The organism is Janthinobacterium sp. GW458P, assembly GCF_002127585.1.
Lineage (GTDB): Bacteria > Pseudomonadota > Gammaproteobacteria > Burkholderiales > Burkholderiaceae_D > Janthinobacterium.
Window position 1 is genome coordinate 38323 of record NZ_NEGZ01000008.1, and the last position, 15075, is coordinate 53397.

14 protein-coding genes are annotated in these 15075 nt (G+C 63.0%); 10 read left to right on the forward strand and 4 right to left on the reverse strand.

Annotation, left to right across the window (positions count from 1 at the left end):
- Positions 1 to 104 precede the first annotated feature (104 nt).
- Entirely contained in the window at positions 105 to 1685 is a 1581-nt protein-coding gene (locus CBW50_RS07825) for an isocitrate lyase (protein ID WP_086145005.1), read from the reverse strand.
- A 386-nt stretch (positions 1686 to 2071) separates the two neighbouring features.
- Between CBW50_RS07825 and CBW50_RS07830 the strand changes: the two genes are divergently transcribed.
- Positions 2072 to 2485 (forward strand): SMI1/KNR4 family protein, encoded by a 414-nt coding sequence (locus CBW50_RS07830; protein ID WP_157792375.1) that lies wholly within the window; start codon positions 2072 to 2074, stop codon positions 2483 to 2485.
- Between the two features lie 216 nt (positions 2486 to 2701).
- Here CBW50_RS07830 and CBW50_RS07835 read toward each other — a convergent pair whose 3' ends face one another.
- Complete coding sequence (locus CBW50_RS07835; RefSeq protein WP_086145007.1) at positions 2702 to 4006, reverse strand: MFS transporter; 1305 nt, start codon at positions 4004 to 4006, stop codon at positions 2702 to 2704.
- A 152-nt stretch (positions 4007 to 4158) separates the two neighbouring features.
- Here CBW50_RS07835 and CBW50_RS07840 point away from each other — a divergent pair, with 152 nt between their 5' ends.
- Positions 4159 to 4872, forward strand: a complete 714-nt coding sequence (locus CBW50_RS07840) for an SDR family oxidoreductase (RefSeq protein WP_086145008.1) — start codon at positions 4159 to 4161, stop codon at positions 4870 to 4872.
- A 3-nt stretch (positions 4873 to 4875) separates the two neighbouring features.
- Here CBW50_RS07840 and CBW50_RS07845 read toward each other — a convergent pair whose 3' ends face one another.
- Together CBW50_RS07845 and CBW50_RS07850 are read right to left on the reverse strand one after the other, a co-directional pair.
- Positions 4876 to 5394: a hypothetical protein gene (locus CBW50_RS07845; RefSeq protein WP_086145009.1), complete on the reverse strand. Its 519-nt coding sequence runs from the start codon at positions 5392 to 5394 to the stop codon at positions 4876 to 4878.
- A gap of 42 nt (positions 5395 to 5436) precedes the next feature.
- Positions 5437 to 6585 (reverse strand): DUF1566 domain-containing protein, encoded by a 1149-nt coding sequence (locus CBW50_RS07850; protein ID WP_086145010.1) that lies wholly within the window; start codon positions 6583 to 6585, stop codon positions 5437 to 5439.
- A 115-nt stretch (positions 6586 to 6700) separates the two neighbouring features.
- On the opposite strand from CBW50_RS07850, the gene CBW50_RS07855 reads away from it, so the two are divergent.
- The 8 genes from CBW50_RS07855 to CBW50_RS07890 all read left to right on the forward strand — a co-directional run bounded on the left by CBW50_RS07855 (position 6701) and on the right by CBW50_RS07890 (position 15050).
- Positions 6701 to 7186, forward strand: coding sequence for a hypothetical protein (locus tag CBW50_RS07855; protein ID WP_086145011.1), 486 nt, complete (start codon positions 6701 to 6703; stop codon positions 7184 to 7186).
- A gap of 82 nt (positions 7187 to 7268) precedes the next feature.
- Positions 7269 to 8225: a bifunctional helix-turn-helix transcriptional regulator/GNAT family N-acetyltransferase gene (locus tag CBW50_RS07860; RefSeq protein WP_086145012.1), complete on the forward strand. Its 957-nt coding sequence runs from the start codon at positions 7269 to 7271 to the stop codon at positions 8223 to 8225.
- A 107-nt stretch (positions 8226 to 8332) separates the two neighbouring features.
- Positions 8333 to 8980, forward strand: coding sequence for a TetR/AcrR family transcriptional regulator (locus CBW50_RS07865; RefSeq protein WP_216356324.1), 648 nt, complete (start codon positions 8333 to 8335; stop codon positions 8978 to 8980).
- A gap of 107 nt (positions 8981 to 9087) precedes the next feature.
- Entirely contained in the window at positions 9088 to 9882 is a 795-nt protein-coding gene (locus CBW50_RS07870; RefSeq protein WP_086145013.1) for an alpha/beta hydrolase, read from the forward strand.
- Between the two features lie 151 nt (positions 9883 to 10033).
- Entirely contained in the window at positions 10034 to 12253 is a 2220-nt protein-coding gene (locus tag CBW50_RS07875; RefSeq protein WP_086145014.1) for a TonB-dependent receptor, read from the forward strand.
- Positions 12254 to 12337: 84 nt separating this feature from the next.
- Positions 12338 to 13333 carry a PHB depolymerase family esterase gene (locus tag CBW50_RS07880; RefSeq protein ID WP_086145015.1) on the forward strand — a complete coding sequence of 332 codons (996 nt, stop codon included), beginning with the start codon at positions 12338 to 12340 and terminating at the stop codon, positions 13331 to 13333.
- A gap of 74 nt (positions 13334 to 13407) precedes the next feature.
- A complete protein-coding gene (locus CBW50_RS07885; protein ID WP_139842441.1) occupies positions 13408 to 14271 on the forward strand; it encodes a hypothetical protein in 864 nt (287 codons plus the stop codon).
- A 143-nt stretch (positions 14272 to 14414) separates the two neighbouring features.
- The gene (locus CBW50_RS07890; protein WP_099419561.1) at positions 14415 to 15050 is read left to right on the forward strand and encodes a hypothetical protein; all 636 of its coding nucleotides are present in this window, start codon (positions 14415 to 14417) and stop codon (positions 15048 to 15050) included.
- Positions 15051 to 15075: the final 25 nt, after the last annotated feature.

The window sequence follows — 15075 nt, forward strand, 5'->3', positions numbered from 1 at the left end:
ACGCGTTCCGCTATGCCGACCTACGCAACTGCCGCCCGCCAGCGGCCCAGACGCAAAAAAGCCCGCCGAAGCGGGCTTGGTCACTCTACCGTCAAGCCAAAAGCTCAGAACTGGTTCATGGTGTTGTCTTTGCCGGCAGCTTTCAATGCCGCTTCGCCGCTGAAGTAATCCTTGTGGTCGTCGCCGATGTCCGAGCCGGACATGTTTTGATGTTTCACGCAGGCGATGCCCTGGCGGATTTCCTTGCGCTGCACGCCGGCCACGTAGCCCAGCATGCCCTGGTCGCCGAAGTATTCCTTGGCCAGGTTGTCGGTCGACAAGGCGGCCGTGTGGTAAGTAGGCAGGGTGATCAGGTGGTGGAAGATGCCCGCTTCGCGGGCCGAGTCGGCCTGGAAGGTGCGGATCTTTTCGTCGGCCTGGACCGCCAGTTCCGTCTGGTCGTATTCCACGCTCATCAGCTGGGCGCGGTCGTAGGCGGACACGTCCTTGCCTGCCGCTTTCATCGCATCGAAGATTTGCTGGCGGAAGTTCAGGGTCCAGTTGAACGACGGGCTGTTGTTGTACACCAGCTTGGCGTTCGGGATGACCTTGCGGATTTCGCTGACCATGCCGCCGATTTGCGCGATATGCGGTTTTTCCGTTTCGATCCACAGCAGGTCGGCGCCGTTTTGCAGCGAGGTGATGCAGTCGAGCACGCAACGCTCTTCGCCGGAACCGGTGCGGAACTGGAACAGGTTGCTCGGCAGGCGTTTTGGACGCAGCAGCTTGCCTTCGCGCTTGATGATGACGTCGCCATTGCCCAGCGCGTCGGCCGACACTTCTTCGCAGTCGAGGAAGGAATTGTATTGGTCGCCCAGGTCGCCTGGTTCATTCGTGACGGCGATCTGTTTGGTCAGGCCGGCGCCCAGCGAGTCGGTGCGGGCGACGATGATGCCGTCGTCCACGCCCAGTTCCAGAAAGGCGTAGCGGATGGCGCGGATCTTGGCCAGGAAGTCTTCGTGCGGCACCGTGACTTTACCGTCCTGGTGGCCGCATTGTTTCTCATCGGACACCTGGTTTTCGATCTGGATGCAGCAGGCGCCCGCTTCGATGAACTGCTTCGCCAGCAGGTACGTTGCTTCGGCATTGCCGAAACCGGCGTCGATGTCGGCGATGATGGGCACGACGTGGGTGACGTGGCCGTCGATCTTGGCCTGGATGGCTTGCTTCTCAGCACCTTGTGCTGCGTCCAGCTGGCGGAACAGGCCGCCCAGTTCGCGGGCATCGGCCTGGCGCAGGAAAGTATACAGTTCCTTGATCAGTGCCGAGACGGCAGTTTTTTCATGCATGGACTGGTCCGGCAGCGGGCCGAACTCGGAGCGCAGGGCGGCGACCATCCAGCCGGACAGGTAGAGGTAGCGGCGGTCGGTGCTGTTGAAGTGCTTCTTGATCGAGATCATCTTCTGTTGACCGATGAAACCGTGCCAGCAGCCGAGCGACTGGGTGTACTTGGATGGGTCCGCATCGTAGGCGGCCATGTCGTTGCGCATGATCTTCGCCGTGTACTTGGCGATGTCCAGGCCGGTCTTGAACTTGTTCTGGGCGCGCATGCGGGCGGCGGACTCGGGATTGATGGCGTTCCAGGCGCTGCCTTGTTGGTCTTTCAAACCGGCAACAGCTTTGATGTCGTCTTGATATTGGGGCATGTGAATCTCCTAAAAAGAAAAGCTATGTTTGAGAAAATCGCCGAGTGCGCCACAACGTCTTGTCGAAGCAAACTGCATGACTAAATAGTAGGCCGATTCGCACCGATCTTCAAGTCTTATATAAGACATATAACTTAAATTTAATCGTTTTTTTTCAACGACTTAATTATAATTTTTCAGGATGTGAAATGAATTTTCAAAAAGTGAGAGAACTAATGGCTGAGTTTGCTGCTTGAGATTTTGCGATGTGAAACGCCTTTTCAGAATTTGGTGCAGCGCGACAAATCGGGGCGAAAAAAAGCCACCCGAAGGTGGCGTAGCGGTACATTTGTTTTAATATCATGATCCGCTTGTGAAAGGTAACGTCAGCGATGCAGATTAACGGTATGGATTTACCCGTCGAGTATATTGCTTTTGCGGCAAGATATCGGGATGCGGCAGGATTCTGCAATTTGAGGCTGAAGGAGGAGATTGATTCTTTCGGTCGCGTGCTGCAGACGGAATTGGCTCACATCTATACGGATGCCGTCGAATTGACTGCCCGGACAGCGCAGCTTGGGGCGTATTTCGTCGGCGATGGCTGCTATGGAGAGCCTGGAAGCGGCAGTGCTGGCCCGGGAGCCATGCCGGACATCGTTGATTTTACAGAAATCATTTGTTTCGGCATGGCCGGTGACGGCAGTCCATTCTGTCTCGATTTCAGGGGCGCCCGGGGCGCGCCCTCTGTCATCTTGTGGGACGATGATTACTGGCGGAAGATTTCAAACTCCCTTGAAGACTTTTTATTGTTATTTTCTTGATCGCTTACCGGGGCAACTGCTGCAGCGCGCGAGGCAAGCCCGCGCGCTGCCCGAGTCTAAGTAACCCCCAATAAATTATTGTGATTTCTGACTTCCATAACCGGCGCTCTGCGGCGTTGCCCGCTGCTAGCAGTGCTCGCACTGCGTCGCAGCGGGCGCCTTGCATAGCATCCAGTTCTGTTCGTCATAAATTCACAATAATTTCCTGAAGATTACTTAGCGTCCCACCGTCTGCCGCTGATCCTTGATGAACAGCGCCGTCAGCATGCCGATCACGCACACGCCGATCACATAATAGGCGGGGCCCAGCACGTTGTTCTTCAACATCAGGGTCACGACCACGGGCGTCAGGCCGCCGAAAATGGCGTACGACAAGTTGTAGGAAAACGACAGTCCCGAGAAGCGCACCTGGGCCGGAAACGCCTGCACCAGCACGTAGGGTACGGCGCCGACGACGCCGACGAACAGGCCCGTCATCGCGTACAGAGGCAGCAGCAGGTCGGGGCGGGTGCCGACGGTGGTGTAGAAGAGATAGGTACTGATGGCCAGCAGCACGGAGCCGGTGAAGATCACGCGCTTGCCGCCCAGGCGGTCGGCCAGCATGCCGGCGATGATGCAGCCGAAGGCCAGGCACAGGGTCGCCACGGTATTGGCCACCAGCGTGGTGCGCGGCGCGATGTGGTGGATTTTTTGCAGCAGGGCAGGTGTCATCAGGATGACGACGACGATGCCGGCCGACAGCATCCACGTCAGCAGCATCGACACGACGACGGCGCCACGGTGGCTGCGCAGCACGGATTTCAAAGGCATTTCCGTGGCCAGCGCCTTGCGCTGCTGCATTTCCGCAAAGACGGGGGTTTCATGCAGCCAGCGGCGCAGATACATGGCGCCGAAGCCGAAGATACCACCCAGCAAGAATGGATAGCGCCAGGCGCCGTCGGCGATTTCCCCCGGCGTATAGACGGTGTTGAGGCCCGTCGCGACGAGCGAACCGAGCAGGATGCCCACCGTCAGGCCCGCCGTCAGCACGCCGCAGGCAAAGCCCGTGTAGCGGCTCGGCACGTGTTCCGAGACAAACACCCAGGCGCCCGGCACTTCGCCGCCCACGGCCGCGCCCTGGAAGATGCGCATCAGCAGCAGCAGCAGCGGGGCGGCCAGGCCGATGCTGGCGTAGGTGGGCAGCAGGCCGATCAGCAGTGTCGGCACGGCCATCATCAGGATGGACAATGTGAACATGCGCTTGCGGCCGAGCAAGTCGCCGAAGTGGGCCATGACGATGCCGCCCAGCGGACGCACGACGTAGCCGGCGGCGAAGATGCCGAAGGTTTGCAGCAAGCGCAGCCAGTCCGGCATTTCCGGCGGGAAGAACAACTGGCCGATGGCGTTGGCGAAGAAGACGAAGATGATGAAATCGTAGAATTCCAGCGCGCCGCCGAGGGCGGCCAGCGACAGGGTCTTGTAGTCTTGCTGGGTGAGGGGACGGCTTGCGGCGTGGATGGCGGCGGTGTTGGAAGTAGGCATGTGTCTCGTTCTTGTGTGTTATCGGAGATTGCCAGATCTAGCATACGCATTTCCGCCGCGTGAGTAAATGCGGCGCGTATGGGGAGCCGCCTCAGCTGCGCTTAATACAACGCCGCTATCATCAGCGTTGACTTCATTGGAAAGGACATCGCATGAAAATCATGATCGTGGGCGCCAGCCGGGGCCTGGGACGCGCGCTCGTCGACGGGCTGAGCGAGGGAAACGAGCTGGTCGGCGTGTCGCGCCAGCGGCCCGCGGGCGCCGATGCGGGCGATAGCGCCGCCGTGCAGTGGATCGCGGCGGACATGGCCGAACCCATGGCGGCGGTCGAGCAGATCGCGCGCGAGGCGCCGGCCGACCTCGACGTGCTGATCTACAACCTGGGCGTGTGGGAAGAAAAGGCGTTCACCGATGACTACGCTTTCCTCGACGACGGGGACGAGGCCATCGTCGACATGATCAATATCAACATCACGGCCACGATATTGCTGCTCAAGCGCCTCGTGCCGCGCCTGCTCGCCAGCTCCAAGCCGCTGCTGATATTGACGGGTTCCACCTCCGGCTTGCGCCAGAGCGGCCGCCCGGAAGTGGCGTTCAGCGCCTCGAAGTTCGCCCTGAACGGCATCGCCGACGCCTTGCGCGAAAGCTTCCGCGCACAGGGACTGGCCGTGACGGCGCTGCAGCTCGGCTATCTGAATACCTACGATGGCTTGGCCGTGCCGCTGGCGGACGCCGCCGCGCGGGGCGAGGGCGAGCTGATCCCCGTGCATGACGTCGTCACCGTCGTGCGCGCCTTGCTGAGCCTGTCGAACGTGTCCTTCGTGCGCGAGCTGGTGATGCCGGCGCTGCGCGACGAGCGCTTCTAGCCGTTAGGCGTCGTCGCCGTAGACTGCGCTCCAGCCGAGACGCTCTTCCAGCCACTCATCCGCCTCGGACGAGTCCATCTGCAGCAGCAGCGCGCCCAGCCGCAGTTGGCCCTTGGCAAGCGCCAGCACGGCGAACACGGATTCGAGCATGACGGGGTCGAGCTGGCCCTGCAGGTCGCGCGCGGCGATGGCGGGCAGCTGCGCCCAGGCCGCCTGGTAGCTGGCGGCCAGCCAGTCCGGCAGCGGCGGATTGTGCTTGCGGTGGCGTTCCAGCTCGATCAGGGCGATGAGCGCATAGAAATCTTCCTCGCGCGCATAGGCGCCGCCCAGCATGTGGACGAGCTGGGGCACGGCCGCATACGAGGCGACACCCACGTCGCCCTGGTGGTGCAGCTCGTCCCACAGCTCATGCCAGACATCCTCGCCCGCCTGCATGGCCTTGAGCGCCGCGGCCACGTCGTAAGGCACGCGGTAGCCGCCTTCCAGGGTGGGCCAGATGGGATCGTCGAGTGATAGCAGCATGGGTTTCCTTCATGGAACAGTGCCCGCCTGGGCAAACGCGCACTATACAAGCACGCGGCGCACGCAGCGCGCATAGCCGTCAAGCGCGTGCGCATTTTGGTAGGCAACGCCCGTGTCGAAATCCTTGCACCAGGCTTCGTCTTCGCTGTCGCCCGGTTCGCTCGACCAGTGCCAGTTGGGGCGGAATGCGTCTTTCAAGGTCGCATACAGCAAGGTCTGCTCGCGCCGATCCGGCAGGCTGTGGCCCAGGCTGGCGGCCCAGTTGGATGCCGCTTGCCAGGACTGGTACTCCAGCTCGCACTCGTCCGGCAGCAGCACCAGGTGGTAGTCGGGCGCGCCATCCCCGCCGAGGATCAGGCCGGCATAGCGTTCGCCCTGCTGCAAGGGGACGGGCGCGGCGGCCGAGGGCGGCAGTTCGGCGCGGCGCACGGCGCAGGCGCGGCCTGAGTAGGTCTTGCGAAAGTTGTACTGGGTGCCGTTGTCGAAATCGTGGCTCCAGGCCATGCGGGGCAGGATGGCGTCCGCTTCCGACGACCAGTACCACGCAGCGGGAAACGCGTGGCCCAGGTTGGCGTGCAGCAAGGCCAGTTCGCTGCGCGTCGGCAAACAGGCGCCGCGCGCCGCGGCCCAGTCCAGCGCGGCTTGCCAGGGCAGGGCATCGGCCTCGCCGGGCAGCAGGAACAGCTGGTAACTGGCGCCGCCATCCTGGCCAGGCATGACGCCCGCGTAGCGCTCGCCGGCAACGGCGCCCAGCACGCCCGGGCAATGCTCGAACCAGCCATCGTCTTCTTCCGTGGCAATAAACGCCGCGATCAGTGCTTGCTGCGTCAGCGGCGCGGCGGCCAGCAGGGTGTTAAAGCAATTAATCGCCGAAGCGTGGGGCGTGCCGGCGCCGTTGGCGATGCCGACGAGAAAGTCGCCTGCCCAGTCGGGCAAGGTGGCGATCAGCCGCGGCAGTTCCTGCAGCAGGGCGGCGCAATACGCCGTCTCGCCGAAGCGCCAGGCGGCGCGGCTGGCCGTCTGGTAGGCGCCGTAATCGTGTTCGGCTTGCACGGACTGAAAAATGGCCAGTGCGTAGTGCGCGCCTTCATTCCCCGTCAGCGCATCGAGCATGGCGCAGTAGCGCCGGAAACGCCGCTGGGCTTCCTCGGGCGGCGTGACGGTGTCGTCATCCTGGACGACGTTACCCACAATTAATAATTCGGCTTTCCAGAGTTCAAAGGCTGTCGGCATCGGTGTGACTGGCGAGAGTGACGAAGGTGATTATTATGCCCGCGCCAGCCGTGTTTTAGCGTGCCGGTTGAACATGCTACAGTCCGCCTTTGCCGCCAGCCTGGCGCGGCCTTCCTGGATCACGTCGATGCCCACCTGGACTTCCCCGCCCCAACTCGTCGCCCTCGCCGCCTTCTATGCGCGGGCGCAAGCCCATCCTGAAACAATCAGTGACGCTGTCTTCCTGGCAAACGTGAAAGCTGCCCACTGGCCCACCAATTGCTGGAGTTATGTGGAAGCATCGTTCGCCATCATCGCCCCAGCCTGCCTGCTGCGTCCGCATCTGACCGCCGAGCTGATTGCATGCCCCATCGACGCCATGATCGCCGGCGGCCTCGAGGATGCGGGCGAGGTCATTGCAATCGGCCTGGACTGCGCCAGGCGCGACGCGCCGTATGTGGAGGTAAGCGAGGATGGCAGGCGCTGGCTGACGCAGCTGTGGCCGGGACTGGGGGAGGTGGTCGAGACCGTGTTCCGGGCCAGGCTGCAGGCGGCGCTGGCCGATGACGAGGATGAATGAACGACCAACTAACGCCCACGCTTGACGCCGAAAGCCCGTTTACGTTAGGGTATACGTAACTACTTACATATATTCTGATCTCATGTCTTCCAACCTGCAAACCTATGGCTCGCTGATGCTGGCCAGCCGCCTGCGCCGTCTTTCCGATCAACTGTATGCGGGCGTCGATACCAGCTATCTGGCGGCCGGCGTCGAGCTGACGTCGCGCTGTTTCCCCTTGTTATTGCTGCTGCGCGACAACGGCCCTACGGCTATCACGGCCCTGGCCGCGCAGATCGGGCAGACGCATCCGGTGGTGGTGCAGCTGGGGCGCAAGCTGCTCGATGCCGGTGTGGTGCTGGAGCTGCCGGACGCCAGGGATGAGCGGCGCCGCCTGCTGGCGCTGTCCGACGCGGGGCAAGCCTTGCTGCGCAACATGGCGCCCCTGTGGGACGACGTGCGCGCCGCCGTCGACGCCGTGTTCGAACAGGGCACGCCGCAGCTGATGGCCAGCCTGGACCGGGCCGAAGCGCGCCTGCAGGCGCAAGGCTTCGGCGAGATGATCGCCGCCTGCCGGCGCCAGCGCGAGCGGGCCGCCGTGGAGATCATCGACTATGCGCCGCCGTTTGCGGCCGATTTCAAGCGCCTCAATATCGCCTGGCTGGAACGATACTTTTATGTCGAGGCGCTCGACGACCAGGTGCTGTCCGACCCGCAACGCTCTATCCTCGACGACGGCGGGCAGATTTTCCTCGCGCGTTTGGACGGCAAGATCGTCGGCACCTGCGCCCTGATCCGCGCCGGCGGAAACAGCATCGAGCTGTCGAAGATGGCCGTCACGCCCGCATGCCAGGGGCTGGGCATCGCGCGCCGGTTGATCGAACGGGCCTTCGACGCCTTCGAGGCGAGCGGCGCCAAGCTGCTGTTCCTGGAGTCGAACAGCAAGCTGGGGCCCGCCATCGGCCTGTATGAAAGCAGCGGTTTTACCCACGTGGCGCGGCCGGCCGGCGACGCCCATTACCAGCGCGCCGACGTCTACATGGAGTGGCAGGGCAGGTAGCACGCGCCAGGGCGCCACGCGGCGCTCCCCATCGGCCGTCTCCCGCGTTACAATACGTGCTCCCATAACGGAACCATGGTTCCACTATCGAGAGACGCCGACGCCGCATGCCTTCCTTCCCGATGCCCTTCCCGCAGATGATCGTTCCACCGGAGCCCACCCAGGCGCGCAGCAAGCAGGCGTTCGAGCGCCTGCTGCTGGTGGGCGAACAGTTGCTGGCGGAAAACCGTTTCGATGAAATCGGCGTGGCCGACCTGGCCCGGCTGGCGGAAACCTCGGTCGGCACGTTTTACCGTTTATTGGGCGACAAGGACACCCTGAGCCGCTTGCTGCTGCAGCGTTTTTTTTCCGACATGGTGGAAAAGGTCGAGACCCTGACGGAGTTGCGCCAGTGGGAAGGGCGCAGCCTGGAGGAGTTCATCCGCGCCATGGTGGCCATGTTCGTGGCCGTCAACACGGGCCGGCGCGGCGTGCTGCGCGCCCTGATCACGCGCGCGTCGCAGGATGCGCAATTCCGCGACAGGGTGCACCAGATCAATCATCTGATCTCGCAGCGCACGGTCGCCGTGCTGGCCAGCAAGTCGTCCAGCATCCGCCACCCGAACCCCACGCAGGCCATGATGGTCGTGCCGCCCGTGCTGCTGGGCATACTGAACCAGCATACCTTGACGGGCTCGCTATCCTTTTTGTCGGGCGTGGCGCTCGAGGATGAACTGGTGCGTGTTGCTTTAAATTACCTGACTTCAGATATTTAGCGATTTAACTTGAAATCGGAATTCGGATTCCGTATTATGTTTTCCAACAGCAGGAAAACATATTCCTGCACCTGAACACAAAGCATGTTCAACAGCAAGGAGACAGAATGCGGCGTCACACGACATCCGATGTTCCATTGCATTACCTCGACCTGGGCAAGGGGCAGGGAGATCCTGTGTTTTTGCTGCACGGCCTCGGCTCCTGCGCCGCAGACTGGCGCCCGCAGATCGACGCCCTCGGCGCAAGCTATCGCCTGATCGTGCCCGACCTGCGCGGCCATGGCGCCAGTCCCGCGCCAGGCTGCGACTGGCAGATCGGCGACTTCGCCAATGACCTCTTCAACCTGATGGACCAGCTCGACGTGGCGCGCGCGCACATCGTCGGTTTTTCCCTGGGCGGCATGGTGGGCCTGGAAATGGCCAACCGCGCCCCTGGCCGGGTGGCCAGTTTGTGCCTGATCAACTCGCAACCGTTCCAGGGCAGCAAGCCCGCCTCGCTGCTGTTTGCCTACTGGCTGCGGCGCACGGTGATCGCCACCGTGGGCTTGAGGCCCATGGGCAAGATTATCGGCAAGAAACTGTTTCCCGATCCGCCACAGCAGGCGCTCGTCGAGCGTTTCGCCGCGCAGATGGCGGGCATGGACAAGCGCGCCTACCTGGCCGCCCTCGACGCCATCTTTCACTGGGATATCGACATCCATTTCCAGGCCCTGGCCATGCCCGTCCTCATCATGGCGGCCGACCAGGATTACACGCCCGTCGCCAGCAAGCGGGCCTTTGCCGCACAGATTCAGCATTGCGAGTTTGAAATCATCGCGAACTCGCGCCACGCCACGCCCCTGGACCAGGCGCAGCGTGTGAATACCTTGTTGCAGTCCTTCCTCGCCATACATTCAAAATAAACAGGCCGCTTGCCGCAGGGGCAGGGGGCCGGGAATCAGCCATCGCAGGACGGGTGCACGCTTTTTGCGCGCCGGTATCGTTACGTCTTGTGATTCTGCAAACCGGCCGTCCGCCAATGTTGCCAGCGAGCATGAAAAACATGGAGACGCTATGAAACTTGCTTTGAACCCCTTATCCGCTTCCCTCGCCCTGGCCGGCGCCTTCAGCTTTTCCACCCAGGCCCTGGCGCAGGAGGCGGCCGCGCCTGCCGCCGCCAGCGCCCAGAGCGCCAGCGAAGCCAGCGACGCGAAAGAACGCATGGACACCGTCACCGTTTCCGCCCGCCGCCGCGAAGAGCGGCTGCAGGACGTGCCGCTGGCCGTCACGGCGTTTTCCGCCAAGGCCCTGGAACGGGCGAATATCCAGAACCTGGCCGACCTGCAGGAGCGCGTGCCGAACCTGACCGTGTACGCCTCGCGCGGCACGAATACCACCTTGACGGCCTTCATCCGCGGCGTGGGCCAGGCCGACCCCGTCTGGGGCGTGGACCCGGGCGTGGGCATTTATTTCGACGACGTCTACATGGCCCGGCCGCAAGGCGCCCTGCTCGACGTGTTCGACGTGCAGCGCATCGAAGTGCTGCGCGGCCCGCAAGGCACCCTGTACGGCAAGAACACCATCGGCGGCGCCATCAAGTATATTTCGCGCCCCCTGGCGAAGGAAAACGGCGCCTCGGCCGAAGTGGGCCTCGGCAATTACAATCAGCGCAACTTCAAGGCCGCCTTCAACGTGGCCAACGAGAGCGGCACCTGGCGCGCGCGCCTGGCCGCCGCCAAGCTGGACCGCGACGGTTTCGGCCGCAACACGTTTAACGGCGAACAGGTCAGCAACCAGGACAGCACGGCCGCGCGCCTGTCCGTCGGCTATTTTCCGCAGGACATCCCGCTCACCGTTGTGCTGAGCGTGGACGCCACCGATGACGAATCCGGCGTGCGCGGCTTCCAGCGCATGGGCGTGAGCGCTTTCGACCCGCTCAAGCGGCCCGCCAGCACCAGCGCCTACGATATCGAGAGCGGCATGCCTGGCCACAACTTCACGCATAACCGGGGCGGTTCGCTGGTGGCCAACTACACCTTGTCGAACGACTGGTCCGTGAAAGTGATCGGCGCCCGGCGGCACAGTACCTCCGAGCAAACCATCGACTTCGACGGCTTGCAGCAGCCTATCGCCGACGTCTTCGGCGATTCGCGCGACGAGCAGAAAAGCCTGGAATTGCAGGCCTCGTACAGCGGCGACTACGGCGCCGGCGTGATCGGCCTGTACCGCTTTGAAGGCAAGGCCGGCGGCGGCATCTACAACAACTTCCTGGGACGCCAGTTCACGGCCGCCGTCAGCACGGTGGAAACGGACAGCACGGCGCTGTACACGGACTGGACCTGGCCGCTGGGCAAGGTGTGGAGCATCAACGCGGGCTTGCGCCACACGCGCGAGGACAAGCGCGCCATCGTACTCAACCGCGCCTTTGCCGACGTGGGTTTCACGCGGCCCATCCAGACGGCGGCCGACTTCGACAAGTCCTTGTCGGTGAGCAATACCTCGCCGAAAATCTCCGTGCGCTATGAAGCGTCGAAGACGACGAATTTCTACAGCAACCTGTCGCGCGGCTTCAAGTCCGGCGGCTACAACGTGCGCGCCAACAACCTGGTGGTGCCCGATTCCGCGCGTCCCTACAAGGACGAAAAACTCGACGCGCTGGAAGTGGGCATGAAGTACGCGGCGCCGGACGACACTTTCGACGCCAACGTGGCCCTGTTCTACAACCGCTACAAGGATATTCAATTGTCCGTCTTCACCAGCTACGTGCAGCCGGGCGGCGTGCCGGGCTTCTATGGCGACTTCACGAATGCGGGCAAGGGCACCGTCAAGGGCGCGGAGTTCGAATTCTCGTGGCGGCCGAACCGCCAGTGGGAAGTCAACGGTTTCCTGGCCCTGCTCAATGCCGGCTATGACGAGTTCATGAGCGGCGGCAAGAACATTGCGGATACGCAAAAGTTCAGCAATACGCCGGCCCGGCAAGCGGGCTTGAACGTGACGCGCACGGACCGCGGCGTGTTCGGCGGCGCGCTGCGCAGCATGGTCGGCTATGGCTACCGCAGCAAGGTCTACCCGACCACGGACTTGAGCGAAACCCTGGCGCAGGGCGGCTACAGCATCTGGACGGCCGGCCTCGTGTGGGAAGCACCGAAGAACTGGACCTTCAGCCTGCACGGCAGCAATCTGGGCAACAAGCGTTACCGCACGGATGGCTACAACATTCCGGCCGTGTTCATCCTAGACGGTTTCTATGGCCCGCCGCGCCAGATCATCGCCAAGGCAGGCTACAAATTTTAAGGGCTTGTAGAAGTACCGGCTTGATGTGTATCAAGCCGCTTCGTTGTCGCTGTTTTCGTCGTGAATAATAATCAGGAGACTGGCATGGCACATCTGCATCAGCAACTGCGTCACTTGTTATCTGCACTCATCGCCGCCTGCGGCTTGCTGGCCGCGCTGCCGGCTGCCGCCGGGCAGTGGGATTTCGGCCTGTATGCGAGTCTGTGGGGCTCGCGCGAATACCAGGTCTGGCTGCCGAGCAATTACAATCCGAATACCCCGCTGCCCGTGGTGCTGATGCTGCACGGCTGCGGTTCCGAGCCGAACAGCATGGCTGCCGTCAGCCGCTACAACGAGCTGGCCGACCGCGAGAATTTCATCGTCGTCTACCCGCGCCAGAACGTCACGGCCAACCCCATGCGCTGCTGGAATTTCATGTTGCCGCTGAACCAGGAGCGGGGCACGGGCGAGCCGGCCGTGCTGATGGGCATCTTGAACAAGGTCAAGGGCAAATATGCGGTGCAGGACAGCCGCGTGTACGTGACGGGCATCTCGGCCGGCGGCGCCATGGCCTCCATCATGGCCGCCTGTTACTCCGACGTCTTCGCCGCCGTGATGGTGCATTCGGGCGGCATGTACAAGGGCGCCATCGGCATGATTACGGCCGCCGACTCGCTGTTCAACGGCAGTTCCTTTGACCCGAAGGTGCGGGGCAAGGATGCGTGGCGCTGCTCCGGTTCGCCGCGCCGGCTGATGCCGACGATGGTGTTCCACGGCACGGCCGACATCGTCGTCAACCCCGTCAACGGCGAGCAAACCATCGAGCAATTCCTGCAGACCAGCGATTACGGCGACGATGGCCTCGACAATGACAGCGTGCGCTACCGTGCCGACAGCATCGTGCGCCAGACCGTGCCTTACGGCCGCAGCTATTCCATCGACACGTATCTGCATAACGGCGCCGTCATCGCGCAAAAGTACACGGTCGAGGGCATGAACCACGCGTGGAGCGGCGGTCCTCCGGGCTGGCCCTTCAGCGATGAACTGGGCCCGGACGCCACTGTCATCAGCTGGCATTTCTTCAGGAATTACCAGCGCTGATGCCGTGAGGAAATTACAGCTTGTACAATGGGGCGCGGCGATTGCGCCCCATTTTTATGCCTGTGAAAGATCCCATGCCCGCTTGCCGTTTGCTGTCCTGTCTTGCCCTTGTATTGCTGTCCGCCTGCGCCGGCGGCGGCCCGTCCGCGCCATCGGCTGCCTACACGCAAGCGTTCGAGCGTGCGGCCCAGCAAGACAGCATGCGCAGCGAGTGCGACTGGAACGTGCGCTATGCACCCGTCGCACCCAAGGACGCCAGCGTGGCGCAATTGCAGGCCATCGCCACGGCGCGCCTGGCGGTCCTGCAACTGGCGCCCGCCTGGACCCTGGCCATGCCCGCCAGCGAGGCGCAGCCGTTTACCGACTCGGTGCAAGACCGTGCCGGCCTGCAATTGCTGCTCAGCATCGTGCTGCCGGCCATGGAGCGCTACCCGGCCGGCGTCTTCGCGCGCACGGGCTTGCGCCGCGTCGTGCTGGTGAAGGACTTGAGCGTGGATGGCCAGCGCCGCCTGGCCATGCCGGCGCCGGACATCGACAGCGTCGTCTACGCCGACAACCTGCTGGCCGCCCTGTGTCCATCCGGCATGGAATTGCGCGTACACCACGAGTACTACCACTTCATCGAACACCGGCTGTTCAACGATTTCTATTACCGCGACCCCGCCTGGCTGGCCCTGAATCCGCCCGGCACGGCCTACGGCCAGGGCGGCGCCACGGCCTACGGCAAGGGTTTCCAGAACCTGGGCCACCCGCAGCCCGCCCTGGTGAGCCTGTACGCCGCCTACGGCCCCGAGGAAGACAAGGCGGAGGTGTTCGGCTGGATGATGACCCCCGCGTATGCGTTGCGGCTGGAACAGTGGACGGCATTCGATCCGGCCTTGCTGGCGAAGCGGCAATTGTTGCTGGATGTATTGCGCAGCAAGACAGATTCTTACTAAATATCAAGTCTGTTTCGCTTTCGCCACCTTGCGCACCTGCTGACAGGCCGTCCGCCCGGCATTTCCTGGTAACTATATAATCGGCGCTTGAGCGATACCCGTCCCTGAACGTCGATTGAAGGAATGCCATGCCAGGATATTTCATGCGCTCTGTCGCGCTTTTTACCGTATCGGCCGTGTGCCTCTCAGCCAGCGCCGCCGAGGCCGTGGCGGTGGATGCGCAGCAGCGCGCGTCCTTGCTGGCATTTTATGCGCAGCAATATCCGGGCGAACCGGCGGCGCGCACCGTGTTCGAGAGCGTACCCATCGTGGGGGGACGTGGCAGCGAAGTGGTGGGCAGCGTGGAAACGCCGCCGTATCGCGGGCATGGCGCGCTGTGCCGCACGCAGCGCACCAAGTTCGTGCTGCACGGCACCGGCTGGCAAGAGGCGGGCATGGAATACTTCGCCTGGCTCGACCGTGGCGCGTGCCGCCCCGTGGCCGAACCCGTGCGCATGTTGCAGCGGATACCCGATGTGGAACTGGAAGGCGTCTTGCTGTACCAGAAGCCGCTGCTGGAACGGGCGCGATTATTGATGGCGGGTAACACGGCCTGCGCACCGCTGCGCGCGCTGAAATTTTCGCTGGCGGCCGTCGACGTGGGCGCCGCCGCGCCGCGTGCCGAGGAGCGCTATGCGCTCGTGTTCAAGAGCGACCGCGGCAGCTACGCCCGCATCTGGCTGCGCAAGAGCGGTGCCCAGTATGACGCCTGGAATGTCACTTGCCCTCCAGTGCTGTAGACTGCTCGCCCTTTGCCCGATTTTA